Below are 15,341 nucleotides of genomic sequence, written 5' to 3'. Positions count from 1 at the left end.
AACGGGGATCGGCTTGATCACGCTCTTCACCACGGTAGGTCCGTGGTGCCGATTCCGCCTCCGAGGGGCTACGGGGTCCAGGTCACGGCCGTGGCGGCGGTGGCGACGGCGACGGTCGTCAGGCGCCCGTAGTCGAGGGTGTCCGGGGTGTCCGTGGGCCGGTGGTAGTGGGGGTTCCGGAAGTTCGCCGTAGAGGTGAGCATGACGGCCGGAATCCGCGCGTTCCAGAACGCGGCGTGGTCGCTGCGGCCGAGATGGTTCAGTGGGGGCGCGGCGAGGCCCGCGAGGGCTCCCGGTACGCCGTCCGGACGCGGGTCGCGCAGCGTGACGACGGGCAGCGGGGGCTCGGCGGCCCGTGCCGCCCGGTGCCAGAGGGCGGCGGCCGCGTCCGAGGAGCGGCGGTGGACCACGAGGGTGAAGTCGCCCCGCCGCCCGGCCGCGCGCACCGAGGCGGCCTCGCGGGGGAAGACGGTGCCGAACCCCGCCGGCAGCGCTTGCGTTCCGGGGCCGGTGGCGAAGCAGCCGACCGACTCCAGGCAGATCATGCCGGTGACACGACCGCCGCGGCGCAGTGCCCGGGCCGCGACCCGGGCGCCGACGAACCCCAGCTCCTCCATGTCGAAACAGGCGAGGGTGACGTCCGGCGGCCGCGGCAGATCGCCGAGCAGCCGGGCGATCTCCAGGAGCGCGGCGACTCCGGAGGCGTTGTCGTCGGCGCCCGGGCTGCCCTCGACGGTGTCCAGGTGCGCTCCGACGAGGACGCCTGGGCGGTCGTCGCCGCCCGGCAGCCGGGCCAGGAGATTCGCGCCGCTGAGCCGCCGGTGCAGGCGGAACCGGAGCGGTGACAGCGCGCCGCCGGGCTGGTCGGTGCAGCCCGGGCGCCACCGTACGTCGAAGGGCTGCCGCTCGGTCCGCCAGCCGGCCCTGGCGAGCTCGTCCGCCACATGGGTCTCCGCGCGGAGCATGGCCTCGGGCGCGTGGATCCGGCCGCGCGGGCGGTCGGCGAGGAACTCCACGTCGCGCCGCAGGCGTCGCGGGTCGGCCCGCCGGGTCAGTTCCCTGACGAGCGCGGGCACGTCGGGGCCGGGATCCATGACTCGATGGTGAAGCACGCCACGGCGGCGCGCGCCCTTTCGCACGCCGTGGGTGGGTGTTGCGCCGCGCTCCGATGCGTACGAGCGACGACACTGGGACGTCCACGCGCACGTCTCCGGGCGTCCACGCGCACGGCCGTGGGCGTCCACACGTCTCTGCCGGAAGGACACGGAAGAATGGCGACGTTCGATCCGATCACCCGTAGACTTCTGCGACTCTTCGCGGTCCTGGACACCGACGGGGACGGATTCGTCACCTGGTCCGACCACCGGCGCATCGTGGAGGCGTACGCCGCCGCATACGGGCTGGCGGAGGACGACCCCCGGATCCAGGCCCTGAACAGGGCGTACTGGGCCCAGTGGCTGGGGCTGCTCACCCAGTCGGTGCCGGGGCAGGAGCGGCTGGACCAGGACGAGTTCGTCGCCGCGCACCGCGCGGTGGGTTACGACTCCGACCGGCCCGAGCTGCTCGAGAACCTGGCGGCGGCGATCTTCCGCATCATGGACACGAAGGGTGACAAGCGGGTCAGCAGGGAGGAGTTCGCTGTCTACCTCTCGGTGTGGGGGGTGTCGGGCGAGGAGGGCCCGGCGGTCTTCGACCGTCTTGACCTGGACCGCGACGCCTATGTCTCCCAGCGGGAGATCGCCCGTTCGCTGCGCGCGTTCCACCTCCACAACGACGACCTGAACACGCCGGGGGGCATCTTCCTCGGTATCCACTGAGCGAGGGCGGGTGATGCGGGGCGGGCCGTGGTGTGGTCGGATCGGCGTCATGGAGCTCTCTGAGGAGAACGACGGTTCGGTGGGGCGGGATCCCGTCGAGCGCCGCCGTGCCGCCCGGCGGGTCGTCGCGAGCCGTACGACGGACCGGGCCGAGCTCGCGGAGTTCCTCGACATACTCGATCTCCGACCCGAGCGCGATCACCTCTACCCGGGCTCGGAGACCGGGGCCAAGGGCTCCGCCCGCTCCGGACGGAAGGGCAGGCCCCGCCCGGCCGGCTGAGCGCCCGCACGGGCCAGCTCGCGGCGGGCCCGCATGAAGGAGCGCGGGCGGTCGACGGCCAGGACGCCGGTCGTGCGGCCCTCGCGCTCGTACAGGCAGAGGAAACCGCCCTCGGTCGTGGACCCTTCGACCACCCGGACGCCGTCGCCCTCGCGGTGGCGTCCCGCGAACTGGATGCGCGCGCCGTACTGGTCCGACCAGAAGTAGGGCAGCGGGCGCGTGCTGTCCACGGTCCGGCCGGCCAGCAGGTTGCGTACGGCGACGGCGGGTTGCTCGGTGGCGCTGGTCCAGTGCTCGGCGCGCAGCCCGCCGACGCGGGCGACGTCGCCGACGGCCACGACCTGGGGCAGGGCGGTGACGCAGCCGTCGTCGCAGAGGACGCCGTCGCTCAGCGGCAGGGTGGAGCCGGCGAGCCAGCCGGTGTTGGGTACCGCTCCGATGCCGACGACGACCAGGTCGGCGGGGAGCGTCCGGCCGTCGGCCAGTTCCACGCCGGTGACGGTGCCTTGGCCGTGCAGCCGGGCCACGCCCGTGCCGGTGATCAGCTCCGCGCCGCCGCGCCGGTGCAGCGCGGCGCACACGGCGGCCATCTCGGGGCCGAGTTGCGGCAGCAGGGGAAGCGGGGCGGCCTCCACCACTGTGACGTCGTGGCCGAGTGAGGCGCAGGAGGAGGCGGTCTCGGCGCCGATGAATCCGCCACCGATGACGACGACCCGCCGGCCGGCGCCGCTCAGGGCCTCGCGCAGGGCGCGTGCGTCGTCGAGGGTGCGCAGCGTGTGGACTCCGGCGAGACCGTCGGTCCCCAGCAGCCTCCGGGCCGAGGCTCCGGTGGCGATGACGAGTCCGTCGGTGACGACAGTGCCGCCGTCGTCGAGCAGGAGGGTGCGGGCCCGCGGGTCGAGCCCGCGGGCCCGCGTCCCGAGGAGCCACTCCGCGGCGAGTTCGGCCTCCTCCTCCGTATCGGTGAGGGCGAGTTGGTCCTCGTCCGCCCGGCCGGTGAGGAAGTCCTTGGACAGGGGCGGCCGGTCGTAGGGTCGGTGGCGCTCCTCGCCCACGATCACCAGCCGCCCGTCGAACCCCTGGGCGCGCAGTTCGCGGGCCGCGTACAGGCCCGCGAGCGAGGCGCCGACGACGGTGACGGTTCTCATGCTGCGGTGTCCTCCTGCGCGGCGGGCCGGACATGGATGACGCCGCCTTCGACGACCACCTGGTGGGTGCGGACGGGGTGCCGGGCGGGCAGGCAGGTCGGCTGCCCGGTACGAAGGTCGAATGCGGCGGCGTGGAGCGGGCATTCGACCAGACAGCCTTCGAGCCAACCCTCGGAGAGGGAGGCGTCCTGGTGGCTGCAGGTGTCGTCGATGGCGTACAGCTCGCCGTCGGCGTTGAACACCGCGATCGGCGGGGTGGTGTCGATTCGGACGGATTCGCCCACGGGGAGGTCTTCAAGGCGGCAGACGGGAATCACGGGCCCCCCTCGGTCCAGGAGTGAACGGCAGGACGCTTCGGTAACATCAGGTTGCGTATGGCGCGTGAGGGAGCGCTATGCGCAACAGAATCCGGTCGGGGTGCCCGCCGCGTCAAGGGCTTCCCGAAGATGCGTGCCCAAGGGGCCGCAAGATGGCGAGAGTTGAGCTATGACCCGCGACCGCACAGAGGCCGAACCGACCGAGGAGTCATCGGAGCGCACCCCCAGAGGAGGGGCGGGGGCGATCCAGTCGGTGGACCGCGCCGTCAGCGTCCTCGAGATCCTGGCCCGGCACGGCGAGGTCGGAGTCACCGAGATCGCCGACGAGTTGGACGTGCACAAGTCCACCGCGTTCCGGCTCCTGGGTGTGCTGGAGAACCGGGGCCTGGTCGCCCAGGCGCAGGACCGCGGCAAGTACTTCCTGGGCGCCGGCATCCTGCGGCTCGCGGGAGCGGCGGCCGTGCGCCTGGACATCTCGCAGGAGGCGGCGCCCGTCTGCCGCGAACTCGCCGACGAGCTGGGCGAGACGGTCAACATCGCGGTCCTCGACGACGACGCCGCCGTCAACATCATGCAGGCCCGCGGACCCGCCTCGGTGACGGCGCAGAACTGGCTGGGCCGGCGCACTCCCCTGCACGCCACCTCCAGCGGCAAGGTGCTGCTGGCCCATCTGCCGGTGACGCTCCGCGAGGGTCTGTTGGCCCGGGCGCTGCCGCGGTTCACGGAGCACACGGTGACGAGCGCGGGGATACTCCGCGCCGAGCTGGACGCGGCGTACGCACAGGGCTTCGCCATCGCGGCGGAGGAACTGGAGATGGGACTTCACGCCGTCGCCGCGCCGGTGCGGGCGCACGACGGCCGGGTGATCGGCGCGATCAGCGTGTCGGGTCCGGCCTACCGGCTCGAGCGCGACCGGCTGCCCGAGCTCGCCGCGCGGACCGTCGTCGCGGCGAACGAGCTGTCCCGGCGCATGGGTTACGCCATCTGACGGGCCGTCGAGCGATGCCCCTCGCGACGCGGGGCCGGGGAGACCCGGCCCCGCGTCGTCGTGTGTCCGGAGCGTTTCGGTACGCCGACGGGTTTTGCGCGCTGTTAACTCCGGCCTCTTGACGGCCCGTTGTCGGCGTTCCCACTATGTTCCCCATCGTGCAACCCATCGTGCACTGCGCAACAAACGAGGAGCCCATAGTGCCGCATGAGGTCCGTGCCGTCGTTGCCGTCAAGAAGGGCGCACCCGTGGAGGTGCGGACGATCCTCGTCCCCGATCCCGGGCCCGGTGAGGTTCTCGTCTCCGTGCAGGCCTGCGGGGTCTGCCACACCGATCTGCACTACCGGGAGGGGGCGATCAACGACGACTTCCCCTTCCTGCTCGGCCACGAGGCGGCCGGCACCGTCGAGTCGGTGGGCGAGGGCGTCACCGACCTGACGCCGGGCGACTACGTCGTCCTCGCCTGGCGCGCCCCGTGCGGCGCCTGCCGCTCCTGTCGCCGCGGCCGCCCCTGGTACTGCTTCGACTCCCGCAACGCCACCCGACCGATGACCCTCGACGGGAAACCTCTGTCGCCCGCGCTGGGCATCGGCGCCTTCGCCGAGAAGACCCTCGTCGCCGCAGGGCAGGCGGTGAAGGTCGACCCGGCCGCCCGGCCCGAGGCCGCCGGACTCATCGGCTGTGGGGTGATGGCCGGTTACGGCGCCGCCGTGAACACCGGGCAGGTCGGCAACGGTGACACGGTCGCCGTGATCGGCTGCGGCGGCGTCGGCAACGCGGCCATCGCGGGCGCCTGTCTCAACGGCGCCCGCAAGGTCATCGCCGTCGACGTCGACGACCGGAAGCTGAACCTGGCCGAGAAGTTCGGGGCCACGCACACGGTCAACTCCCGTGGGACGGACCCCGTCGAGGCCGTTCGCGCGCTCACCGACGGATTCGGGGTGGACATCGCCATCGACGCCGTCGGCCGCCCGGAGACGTACCGGCAGGCGTTCTACATGCGTGACCACGCCGGTGTGCTCGTCCAGGTCGGGGTCCCCGACCCCGAGATGAGGATCGACCTCCCGCTGATCGACCTGTTCTCGCGCGGCGGCGCGCTGAAGTCCTCCTGGTACGGGGACTGCCTCCCGAGCCGCGACTTCCCGATCCTGATCGACCAGTACCTCTACGGCCTCCTCGACCTCAACTCCTTCGTCACCGAGACGATCGGGCTCGACGGGGTCGAGGACGCCTTCGCCAAGATGCACCGCGGCGAGGTCCTGCGCTCGGTGGTGGTCCTGTGACGGACCTCGCGCCCGCGTCTCCCCGTGTCGTGGTCATCGGCGCCGGCATCGTGGGCTGCTCGCTCGCCGACGAGCTGACCGCCCGCGGCTGGACCGATGTCACGGTCCTCGAGCAGGGCCCCCTGCCCGCCCCCGGCGGCTCCACCTCGCACGCCCCGGGCCTCGTCTTCCAGACCAGCCCGTCCAGGACGCTCAGCGCCTTCGCCGCGTACACCGTGGAGAAGTTCCGCTCGCTGGAGGTCGAAGGGCTGCCCTGCTTCAACCCGGTGGGCGGCCTGGAACTGGCGACCACCGAGGAGCGCTGGGCCGAGCTGCACCGCAGGGCCGGATACGCCGCCGCCTGGGGGATCCGCGGTGAGCTGCTCACGGCCCGGCGCTGCAAGGAGCTGTGGCCGCTGCTCGACGAGAGCAAGATCCTCGGCGGGTTCCACACCCCGGACGACGGTCTGGCCCGCGCCGTGCTCGCCTGCCGCGCCCAGCAGGCCCGCGCCGAGTCGCGCGGCGCGCGCTTCCTGGAGCGGCACACCGTCACCGGCATCGAGCGGGCGGACGGGCGTGTCACCGCGGTCGTCACCGACCGGGGTGTCTTCCCGGCCGACCACGTCGTGTCGGCGGCCGGATTCTGGGGCCCGGTCGTCGGGCGGATGGCGGGCGTGGACGTCCCGCTGCTGCCGCTGGCCCACCAGTACGCGAAGACCGCGCCCCTGCCGGAGCTCGCCGGTGTCAACGACCCGCGTAAGGAGGCGTCCCGTCCGATCCTGCGGTTCCAGGACCGTGACCTGTACTTCCGCGAGCACACCGACCGGATCGGCATCGGCAGCTACGCCCACCGGCCGCTGCCCGTCAACCCGTTCACCGTCCCGTCCTACGACGAGGCCCCGGTCATGCCCTCCTCGCTCGCCTTCACCCCGGAGGACTTCGCGCCGAGCTGGGAGGACTGCCTGGAACTCCTGCCCGCGCTCGCCGGCAGCGCGATCGAGGAGGGCTTCAACGGCGTCTTCTCCTTCACCCCGGACGGGATGCCGCTGCTCGGCGAGGCCCGCTCCCTGCGCGGTTTCTGGCTCGCCGAGGCCGTGTGGGTCACGCACTCGGCCGGGGTGGCGAAGGCCGTGGCCGAGTGGATGGTCGACGGGCGCCCAGCCGTGGACGTCCACGAGTGCGACCACACCCGCTTCGAGGACGCCCAGCGCTCCCCCGCTTACGTCCGTGACCGCGGCGCCCGCCAGTTCGTCGAGGTCTACGACGTGCTGCACCCGCTGCAGCCCATGGAGGAGCCGCGCCCGCTGCGCGTGAGCCCCTTTCACGCCCGCCAGCGGGAGCTCGGCGCACAGTTCCTGGAGGGCGGCGGCTGGGAGCGTCCGCACTGGTACGAGGCGAACTCCCCGCTCGCCGAGGGCATCGCCCTGCCGGAGCGGGACGCCTGGTCGGCCCGATACTGGTCGCCGATCGCCGCCGCCGAGGCCCGGGCGACTCGCGAGAAGGTCGCGCTGTACGACATGACCCCGCTGCGGAGGCTGGAGGTCTCCGGCCCCGGCGCACTCGCCTTCCTCCAGCGCATGACCACGAACAACCTGGCCAAGAAGCCGGGAGCCGTGACCTACACGCTGCTGCTCGACGAGAGCGGCGGCATCCGATCGGACCTGACCGTCGCGCGGCTGGCCACCGACCGCTTCCAGATCGGCGCCAACAGCCGGGCGGACGAGGACTGGCTGCTCCGGCACGCCCCCGCCGACATACACATCAGGGACATCACCTCCGGCACCTGCTGCATCGGGGTGTGGGGTCCGCTCGCCCGTGCCCTGGTGCAGCCGCTGACCCGGGACGACTTCTCGCACCAAGGCTTCGGCTACTTCCGGGCCAGGGAGACGTACCTCGGCCATGTGCCGGTGACGGCGATGCGGCTGAGCTACGTCGGCGAGCTCGGCTGGGAGCTGTACACCGGCGCCGACCTGGGACTGCGGCTCTGGGACACCCTCTGGGAGGCGGGGCAGGAGCACGGAGTGATCGCCGCCGGCCGCTCCGCCTTCAACAGCCTGCGCCTGGAGAAGGGCTACCGCTCCTGGGGCCACGACATGACCGCAGAGCACACCCCGTACGAGGCCGGCCTCGGCTTCGCCGTCCGGATGGACAAGGGCGACTTCCTCGGACGGGCCGCGCTGGAACGGGCCGGCGAGCCGCGCCGCAGGCTGACCCCGCTCCTTCTCGACGACCCCGCCGCCGTCGTCCTCGGCAAGGAGCCGGTGTACGTCGACGGCCGGCCCGCCGGGTACGTCACGAGCGCGTCCTACGGCTACACGCTGGGCCGCTGCGTCGCGTACGCCTGGCTGCCGCCGCTCGCCCCCGGCAGCGCGGTCCACATCGAGTACATCGGCGAGAAGGTCCCGGCCACCGTCGCCGAAGAGCCGCTGTTCGACCCCGAGATGAGCCGAATCCGCCGCTAGGAAGGTTCCAGGGATGTCACCCACGTTTGACGTGATCGTCGTCGGCCTCGGCGGGATGGGCAGCGCCGCCGCCCACCATCTGTCCGCGCGCGGTGCGCGCGTGCTCGGCCTGGAGAAGTTCGGCCCGGTGCACAACCGCGGTTCCAGCCACGGAGGTTCGCGCATCACCCGGCAGTCCTACTTCGAGGACCCCGCCTACGTCCCGCTGCTGCTGCGCGCGTACGAGTTGTACGAGGCGCTCGAGCGCGACACCGGCCGGGACATCGCGACGCTCTGCGGCGGCGTGATGGTCGGCCGGCCCGAGTCCCGCACGGTGTCCGGCTCCCTGCTCTCGGCACGGCGGTGGGACCTGCCGCACGAGATGCTCGACGCGAAGGAGATCCGCCGCCGCTTCCCCACCCTCACGCCCACCGACGACGAGGTGGCGCTGTACGAGGCACGGGCCGGGTTGCTGCGCCCGGAGAACACGGTGGCGGCCCATCTCCAGCTCGCCACCCAGGCCGGCGCGGACCTGCACTTCGAGGAGCCGATGCTGCGCTGGGAGCCGTACCGCGACGGGGTCCGCGTCCACACGGCGGAGGACACCTACACCGCCGGCCAGTTGGTGATCTGCCCGGGGGCATGGGCGCCGAAGCTGCTCGACGACCTGGGCGTGCCGTTCACGATCGAGCGGCAGGTCATGTACTGGTTCCAGCCCGACGGCGGCACGCTGCCGTTCCTCCCGGAGAACCACCCGATCTACATCTGGGAGGACGCGGACGACGTCCAGATCTACGGCTTCCCCTCGATCGACGGACCCGAGCTGGGCGCGAAGGTCGCGTTCTTCCGCAGGGGCACCGTCTGCACGCCGGAGACCATCGACAGGACCGTGCGCGACGAGGAGGTCGCGGCCATGGCGGACCAGGTCGCCCGGCACATCCCCTCGCTGCCCGGCCGCTTCCTGAAGGCCGCCACCTGCATGTACTCCAACACCCCCGACGAACACTTCGTGATCGCGCGCCACCCGGAGCACCCGGAGTCCGTCACCGTCGCCTGCGGGTTCTCCGGTCACGGCTTCAAGTTCGTGCCCGTCGTCGGCGAGATCCTCGCCGACCTGGCGCTGACGGGCACCACCGCGCACCCCATCGAGCTGTTCGACCCTCGCCGGCTCACCGCCGCGCCCGCCTGAGGAGTCCGCCATGACGACCACACCGCTGCCCCCGAGTCTGATCGCCACACTCCCCGGCCACTACTACACCGACCCGGAGATCTTCCGGCAGGAGCAGGAGCGGCTCTTCGAATCGATGTGGTTCTGCGCCGTGCGCGGCTCCGACCTCGACAGGCCAGGTGCGTTCCGTACCGTGCAGATCGGCCGCGAGAGCGTGATCGTCACCCGTAACCGGGGTGGTGAGCTGCGCGCCTTCCTCAACATCTGCCGGCATCGCGGCGCCCGGCTGTGCACCGAGGAGTCCGGCGAGGTGCGGCGTTCGCTGCAGTGCCCGTACCACGCCTGGACGTACGACCTCGATGGCAGGCTGATCGCCGCGCCCAACCTGGTGAAGATGCCCGACGTCGACCGTACGGCCTACGGCCTGGTGGCGGTGCACCTGCGGGAATGGCTGGGCTACGCGTGGGTGTGCCTGGCCGACGAACCGCCGTCCTTCGAGGAGACCGTGATCGGCGCGGCCGTGGAACGGCTCGGCGACGCCGCCTCCATCGAGCGCTACGGCACCGAGAACCTCGCACTCGGCAGGCGCATCACGTACGACGTGAAGGCGAACTGGAAGCTGATCGTCGAGAACTTCATGGAGTGCTACCACTGCGCCACCATTCATCCCGAACTCACCGATGTGCTGCCCGAGTTCGCGGAGGGGTACGCGGCCCAGTACTACGTGGGGCACGGCGCCGAGTTCGCCGAGGAGGTAAAGGGGTTCACCGTCGACGGCAGCGAGGGGTTCGCCCGGCTGCCCGAGGTGGCCGAGGAGCAGGACCGGCGCTACTACGCCATCACGGTCAAGCCGACCGTGTTCATCAACCTCGTCCCCGACCATGTGATCCTGCACCGGATGTTCCCGGTCGCCGAGGACCGCACGGTCGTCGAGTGCGACTGGCTGTACGCACCCGAGGTCGTGGAGGCCGGCGCCGACGTCTCCAAGTCGGTGGAGCTGTTCCACCGGGTCAATGTGCAGGACTTCGACGCCTGCGAGCGCACCCAGCCCGCGATGGCCTCCCGCGCCTACCGGGCCGGCGGGGTTCTGGTGCCCACCGAGCATCACATCGAGATCTTCCATGCGTGGCTGCTCGGAAAACTGCGGCCCCACCCCTCCGACCAGACGTGATCACGGTCACATTCGGCATGGAACGCGGTCGTCCGGTGAGACACCAAGCTGCCAGACGCCTTCGGTAAGGCGCTGACCAGGAGGAACGAGAATCATGCCCGAACTCTTCATCGGCGGAGCGTGGCGGTCCGCGCTCGACGAGCGGACCCGTGAGATCCGCTGCCCGGCCGACGGCAGCCTGGTGGCGGTGGTCGACGAGGCCGGCGGGAAGGACACGGTCGAGGCCATCGCGGCCGCGCGCCGCGCCTTCGACGAGGGCCCCTGGCCGTCGACCCCGGCCGCGGACCGCGGTGACCTGCTGCTGCGCGTCGCCGACCTGCTCGTACGCGACAAGGACGCGCTCGCCCGCGCCGAGTCCCTCGACACCGGCAAGCGGCTGGTGGAGAGCGCGTACGACATGGACGACATCGCGAACTGCTTCCGCTATTTCGGGCGGGTGGCCTCCGCCGAGACGGGCCGGGTCGTCGAGACCGGCTCGCCGACGGTCGACAGTCGGGTCGTGTACGAGCCGGTCGGGGTGTGCGGGCTGATCACGCCCTGGAACTACCCCCTGCTCCAGACGGCCTGGAAGGTCGCCCCCGCGCTCGCGGCGGGCAACACCTTCGTCCTCAAGCCGAGCGAGCTGACCCCGCACACCGCGATCCACCTCATGCGCCTGTTGCAGGAGGCCGGGCTGCCGGACGGCGTGGCGAACCTGGTGCTCGGCGCCGGGCCCGAGGCGGGCGCGCCGCTCGCCGACCATCCCGACGTCGACCTGCTCTCCTTCACCGGCGGCGTGCAGACCGGCCGCCGGCTGATGGCCGCGGCCGCGGGGACGGTCAAGAAGGTCGCGCTCGAACTGGGCGGCAAGAATCCGAACATCGTCTTCGCGGACGCAGATTTCGAGGCCGCCGTGGACATGGCCCTGACCGCGGTGTTCCTGCACTCCGGGCAGGTCTGTTCGGCGGGGGCGCGGCTCCTCGTCGAGGACTCGCTGCACGACCGGTTCGTCGACGAGCTCGTGCGCCGGGCCGGGGAGATCCGGCTCGGCGGGCCCTTCGACGAGCGGGCGCAGACCGGGCCGCTGGTCTCGGCCGCCCATCGCGCCAAGGTGGAGGCGTATGTGGAGCGGGGTCTCGCGGAGGGCGCGGTGCTGCGCTGCGGCGGCGCCCGGCCCGAAGGGCCCGCGCACGACCAGGGCTTCTACTATCTGCCGACGGTCCTCGACGCGTGCGAGGCCGGGATGTCGGTGGTACGCGAGGAGTCCTTCGGGCCCGTCCTGACGGTGGAGCGATTCCGCGACGGCGACGAGGACCAGGCGGTCCGGCTCGCCAACGACACGATCTACGGTCTCGCGGGCGCGGTCTGGACGAGCGACGAGGCACGGGCCCACCGGATGGCGGCGCGGCTGCGCCTGGGCACCGTGTGGATCAACGACTACCACCCCTATGTGCCGCAGGCCGAGTGGGGCGGGTTCAAGCAGTCCGGCACAGGGCGGGAACTCGGGCCCGCCGGCCTCGCCGAGTACCGCGAGGCGAAGCACATCTGGCGCAACACCTCACCGGAGCCGCAGGGCTGGTTCGCCTGACGCGACCTCTACCGTTCAGGAGTCACACCATGGCAATCGCTCCACCCTCCCAGGCGGCCGACGACGCCGAGCTCGCCGAGTTCGGCTACCGCCCGGAACTCAAGCGGACGCTCGGCAACTTCCACACCTTCGCGGCCGGCATCTCGTACATCTCGATCCTCACCGGAACCTTCCAGCTCTTCTACTTCGGCTACGCCAGCGGCGGTCCCGCCTACTGGTGGTCCTGGCCGATGGTCTTCGCCGGGCAGTTCATGGTCGCGCTCTGCTTCGCGGAGCTGGCGGCCCGCTATCCGGTCGCGGGCTCCATCTACAACTGGGCGAAGAAGGTGGGCAATCCACACGTCGGCTGGCTGGCGGGCTGGATGATGCTCATCGCCTCGGTCGTGTCGATCGCGGCCGTGGCCCTCGCCTATCAGCTGACGCTTCCTCAGATATCCTCGTTCTTCCAGTTCGTCGGGGACGGCACGGGGACGTACGACGTGGCGACCAACGCGGTGCTCCTCGCCGCCGGTCTGATCCTCTTCACCACTGTCGTCAACGCCTTCGGCGTGAAGCTGATGGCGCGGATCAACACCGCCGGGGTCTTCCTCGAACTCATCGCCACCGTCGTGCTGATCGTGCTGCTCGCGGTGAACGTCGTCCGCGGCCCCGAGGTCGTCACGGAGACGGCCGGCACGGGCGACGGTCAGCCCTTCGGCTACCTCGGGGCGTTCCTGATCGCCTCGCTCGCCTCGGCCTATGTGATGTACGGCTTCGACACCGCGGCCTCGCTCGGCGAGGAGTCCCTGGACCCGTCGCGCAACGCGCCGCGCGCGATCATCCGGGCCATCGTGGCCTCGTTCGTCCTGGGCGGTCTCGTCCTGATCCTCGCGCTGATGAGCGTGTCGAGCCTGCGGGGCGAGAAGCTGTCGACCGACGGTCTGCAGTACGTCGTCCTGGACGTCCTCGGCCCCACGGCCGGCAAGGCGATGCTGTGGTGCGTGCTGATCGCGGTCACCGTCTGCGCGCTCGCGGTGCACACGGCGGCGGTACGGCTCGCCTTCGCCATGGCCCGGGACAACAACCTCCCCGGGTCCGCACGGCTCGCGAAGGTCAGCCCGCGGTTCGGCACACCGATCCTGCCGACCGTCATCATCGGCGTCCTCGCCCTGGCCATCCTGCTGGTCAACATCCGACAGCCGCAGATCTTCACCGTGGTCACCAGCATCGGCATCGTGATGATCTACGTCGCCTATCTCCTGGTCACCGTGCCGATGCTGGTCGCCCGGCTGCGCGGCCGGTGGCAGCCCGCCCAGGGGAAGTTCTCGCTCGGCCGCTGGGGACTGCCCGTCAACATCCTGGCCGTGCTGTGGGGCGGGGCGATGACACTCAACCTCATCTGGCCGCGGGCGGCCGTCTACAACGCCGCCGCCCCGTACCACTGGTACCTGCGCTGGGGCGCCGTCCTCTTCGTCGGCGCGATCGCGCTGGGCGGCTTCGCCTACTACTGGTTCGTCCAGCGGCACCGTACGGGCGTACTGGCGGATCACGCCGCCGCCACGCCCCCCGAGTCCGCCGCACTGAAGGAGGTCACCCCCTCATGACCGAAGCGTTCGACAGCGCGGAGTTCGACTATGTCGTCGTCGGCGGCGGAACCGCGGGCAACGTCGTAGCCGCCCGGCTCAGCGAGGACCCGTCCGTGACGGTCTGCGTCCTGGAGGCGGGGCCGAGCGACGTCGGGGACGACGACGTCCTGAAGCTGGAACGGTGGATGGGGCTGCTGGAGTCCGGCTACGACTGGGACTACCCGGTCGAACCGCAGGACAGCGGCAACAGCTTCATGCGGCACGCCCGCGCCAAGGTGCTCGGCGGCTGTTCCTCGCACAACTCCTGTATCGCCTTCTGGGCTCCGGCGGAGGACCTGGACGACTGGGCGCGGTCCGGCTGTTCGGGCTGGAGCGCGGCGGACCTGTTCCCGCTGTACCGCCGTCTGGAGAACAACGACGCCCCCGGTGACCACCACGGCCGGACCGGACCCGTCAAACTCCGCACGCTCAAGGGCGGGGACCCGTGCGGTGAGGCGCTGCTCAAGGCGTGCGCGCAGGCCGGCATACCGACGACCCCCTTCAACAGCGGCTCGACGGTCGTGCGGGGCGCGAACTGGTTCCAGATCAACTCGGACGAGAACAACATCCGCCAGTCCTCCTCGGTCGCCTATCTGCATCCGATCATGGGCAAGCGCCCCAACCTGCAGATACGTACCGGGGTGCGGGCGAAGAAGCTCGTCTTCGACGGGCGGCGCTGTGTCGGCGCCGAGTACCTGGACCCGGACCTGATCCACACCCGGACGGTCCGTGCCCGGCGCGAGGTGATCGTCTCGTGCGGTTCCATCGACACGCCGAAGCTGCTGATGCTGTCCGGCATCGGCCCGGCGGAGCATCTTCGGGAGACGGGTGTCGAGGTCCTCGTGGACTCTGCGGGCGTCGGCGAGAACCTGCAGGACCACCCGGAGGGCGTGATCATGTGGGAGGCGAGGCAGCCGATGACCACCACGTCCAGCCAGTGGTGGGAGGCGGGCATCTTCTACGACACGGAGCCGGGTCTGGACCGGCCGGACCTGATGTTCCACTACGGGTCGGTGCCCTTCGACATGAACACCGCCCGGCACGGCTATCCGACGTCCGAGAACGCCTTCTGTCTGACGCCCAACGTCACCCGTGCCAAGTCCCGTGGAACGGTACGGCTGCGGACCCGTGACTACCGCGACAAGCCGAGGGTCGACCCCCGGTACTTCACGCACGAGCACGACGTACGCGTGATGACGTACGGCCTCAAGCTCGCGCGCCGCATCGCCGAGCAGCCCGCTCTGTCGGGGTGGGCGGGCGCAGAACTCGCGCCGGGACCCGCCGTCCGTACCGACGACGAGCTGCTGGACTACATCCGGAAGACGCACAACACCGTCTACCACCCGGCGTGCACGGTGAAGATGGGCGCGGACGACGACCCGCTGGCGCCGCTCGACGCCCGGCTGCGGGTGAAGGGGGTCGAAGGGCTGCGGGTCGCCGACGGGTCGGTGATGCCGGATCTCGTCACCGTCAATCCGTGCATCACGACGATGATGATCGGTGAGAAGTGCGCCGATCTGATCCGCGAGGACGCATGAAAGAGCGCCCGGCCCGGCGGATGCCGGGCCGGGCGCCTTC

General features: G+C 71.3%; 13 protein-coding genes. 10 read left to right on the top strand and 3 right to left on the bottom strand.

Going from position 1 to position 15,341, the window contains the following annotated elements; translation table 11 throughout:
- Positions 1-68 precede the first annotated feature (68 nt).
- On the bottom strand, positions 69-1,094 hold the full coding sequence (locus ABZ939_RS16015) for a M28 family peptidase (RefSeq protein ID WP_361854368.1): 1,026 nt from the start codon (positions 1,092-1,094) through the stop codon (positions 69-71).
- A 177-nt stretch (positions 1,095-1,271) separates the two neighbouring features.
- On the opposite strand from ABZ939_RS16015, the gene ABZ939_RS16010 reads away from it, so the two are divergent.
- Both ABZ939_RS16010 and ABZ939_RS16005 read left to right on the top strand, forming a co-directional pair.
- Complete coding sequence (locus tag ABZ939_RS16010; protein ID WP_361854365.1) at positions 1,272-1,817, top strand: EF-hand domain-containing protein; 546 nt, start codon at positions 1,272-1,274, stop codon at positions 1,815-1,817.
- A gap of 49 nt (positions 1,818-1,866) precedes the next feature.
- Positions 1,867-2,097, top strand: a complete 231-nt coding sequence (locus ABZ939_RS16005; RefSeq protein ID WP_361854362.1) for a hypothetical protein — start codon at positions 1,867-1,869, stop codon at positions 2,095-2,097.
- Here ABZ939_RS16005 and ABZ939_RS16000 read toward each other — a convergent pair.
- Positions 2,022-3,245: an FAD-dependent oxidoreductase gene (locus ABZ939_RS16000; protein ID WP_361854359.1), complete on the bottom strand. Its 1,224-nt coding sequence runs from the start codon at positions 3,243-3,245 to the stop codon at positions 2,022-2,024. The two genes, ABZ939_RS16005 and ABZ939_RS16000, sit on opposite strands and share 76 nt — an antisense overlap.
- Positions 3,242-3,562 (bottom strand): bifunctional 3-phenylpropionate/cinnamic acid dioxygenase ferredoxin subunit, encoded by a 321-nt coding sequence (locus tag ABZ939_RS15995; RefSeq protein WP_361854356.1) that lies wholly within the window; start codon positions 3,560-3,562, stop codon positions 3,242-3,244. Before ABZ939_RS15995 ends, ABZ939_RS16000 begins: the two co-directional genes overlap by 4 nt.
- A 169-nt stretch (positions 3,563-3,731) precedes the next feature.
- Between ABZ939_RS15995 and ABZ939_RS15990 the strand changes: the two genes are divergently transcribed.
- The 8 genes from ABZ939_RS15990 to ABZ939_RS15955 all read left to right on the top strand — a co-directional run bounded on the left by ABZ939_RS15990 (position 3,732) and on the right by ABZ939_RS15955 (position 15,301).
- Complete coding sequence (locus ABZ939_RS15990) at positions 3,732-4,550, top strand: IclR family transcriptional regulator (protein WP_361854353.1); 819 nt, start codon at positions 3,732-3,734, stop codon at positions 4,548-4,550.
- A 200-nt stretch (positions 4,551-4,750) separates the two neighbouring features.
- Positions 4,751-5,833, top strand: a complete 1,083-nt coding sequence (locus ABZ939_RS15985; protein ID WP_361854350.1) for an S-(hydroxymethyl)mycothiol dehydrogenase — start codon at positions 4,751-4,753, stop codon at positions 5,831-5,833.
- Positions 5,830-8,274, top strand: a complete 2,445-nt coding sequence (locus tag ABZ939_RS15980; protein ID WP_361854347.1) for an FAD-dependent oxidoreductase — start codon at positions 5,830-5,832, stop codon at positions 8,272-8,274. Before ABZ939_RS15985 ends, ABZ939_RS15980 begins: the two co-directional genes overlap by 4 nt.
- 13 nt (positions 8,275-8,287) lie before the next feature.
- Positions 8,288-9,442, top strand: a complete 1,155-nt coding sequence (gene solA, locus ABZ939_RS15975) for an N-methyl-L-tryptophan oxidase (RefSeq protein ID WP_361854344.1) — start codon at positions 8,288-8,290, stop codon at positions 9,440-9,442.
- Positions 9,443-9,452: 10 nt separating this feature from the next.
- The gene (locus ABZ939_RS15970) at positions 9,453-10,592 is read left to right on the top strand and encodes an aromatic ring-hydroxylating dioxygenase subunit alpha (RefSeq protein WP_361854341.1); all 1,140 of its coding nucleotides are present in this window, start codon (positions 9,453-9,455) and stop codon (positions 10,590-10,592) included.
- 94 nt (positions 10,593-10,686) lie between these two features.
- The gene (locus ABZ939_RS15965) at positions 10,687-12,159 is read left to right on the top strand and encodes an aldehyde dehydrogenase family protein (protein ID WP_361854338.1); all 1,473 of its coding nucleotides are present in this window, start codon (positions 10,687-10,689) and stop codon (positions 12,157-12,159) included.
- Between the two features lie 29 nt (positions 12,160-12,188).
- On the top strand, positions 12,189-13,742 hold the full coding sequence (locus ABZ939_RS15960; protein WP_361854336.1) for an amino acid permease: 1,554 nt from the start codon (positions 12,189-12,191) through the stop codon (positions 13,740-13,742).
- Entirely contained in the window at positions 13,739-15,301 is a 1,563-nt protein-coding gene (locus ABZ939_RS15955) for a GMC family oxidoreductase N-terminal domain-containing protein (RefSeq protein WP_361854333.1), read from the top strand. Before ABZ939_RS15960 ends, ABZ939_RS15955 begins: the two co-directional genes overlap by 4 nt.
- The last annotated feature ends 40 nt before the right edge of the window (positions 15,302-15,341 follow it).

The sequence above is a fragment of the Streptomyces sp. NPDC046712 genome (assembly GCF_040645695.1).
Lineage (GTDB): Bacteria > Actinomycetota > Actinomycetes > Streptomycetales > Streptomycetaceae > Streptomyces.
The sequence above is the reverse complement of the archived record's forward strand: the minus strand, read 5'-3'. Positions and strand labels throughout refer to the sequence as shown.

What these genes read in the sequence shown, in the direction of transcription:
- ABZ939_RS16015 (WP_361854368.1), bottom strand. Translation starts at nt 1,094, where the DNA reads ATGGATCCCGGCCCCGACGTGCCCGCGCTCGTCAGGGAACTGACCCGG.
- ABZ939_RS16010 (WP_361854365.1), top strand. Translation starts at nt 1,272, where the DNA reads ATGGCGACGTTCGATCCGATCACCCGTAGACTTCTGCGACTCTTCGCG.
- ABZ939_RS16005 (WP_361854362.1), top strand. Translation starts at nt 1,867, where the DNA reads ATGGAGCTCTCTGAGGAGAACGACGGTTCGGTGGGGCGGGATCCCGTC.
- ABZ939_RS16000 (WP_361854359.1), bottom strand. Translation starts at nt 3,245, where the DNA reads ATGAGAACCGTCACCGTCGTCGGCGCCTCGCTCGCGGGCCTGTACGCG.
- ABZ939_RS15990 (WP_361854353.1), top strand. Translation starts at nt 3,732, where the DNA reads ATGACCCGCGACCGCACAGAGGCCGAACCGACCGAGGAGTCATCGGAG.
- solA (WP_361854344.1), top strand. Translation starts at nt 8,288, where the DNA reads ATGTCACCCACGTTTGACGTGATCGTCGTCGGCCTCGGCGGGATGGGC.
- ABZ939_RS15970 (WP_361854341.1), top strand. Translation starts at nt 9,453, where the DNA reads ATGACGACCACACCGCTGCCCCCGAGTCTGATCGCCACACTCCCCGGC.
- ABZ939_RS15965 (WP_361854338.1), top strand. Translation starts at nt 10,687, where the DNA reads ATGCCCGAACTCTTCATCGGCGGAGCGTGGCGGTCCGCGCTCGACGAG.
- ABZ939_RS15960 (WP_361854336.1), top strand. Translation starts at nt 12,189, where the DNA reads ATGGCAATCGCTCCACCCTCCCAGGCGGCCGACGACGCCGAGCTCGCC.
- ABZ939_RS15955 (WP_361854333.1), top strand. Translation starts at nt 13,739, where the DNA reads ATGACCGAAGCGTTCGACAGCGCGGAGTTCGACTATGTCGTCGTCGGC.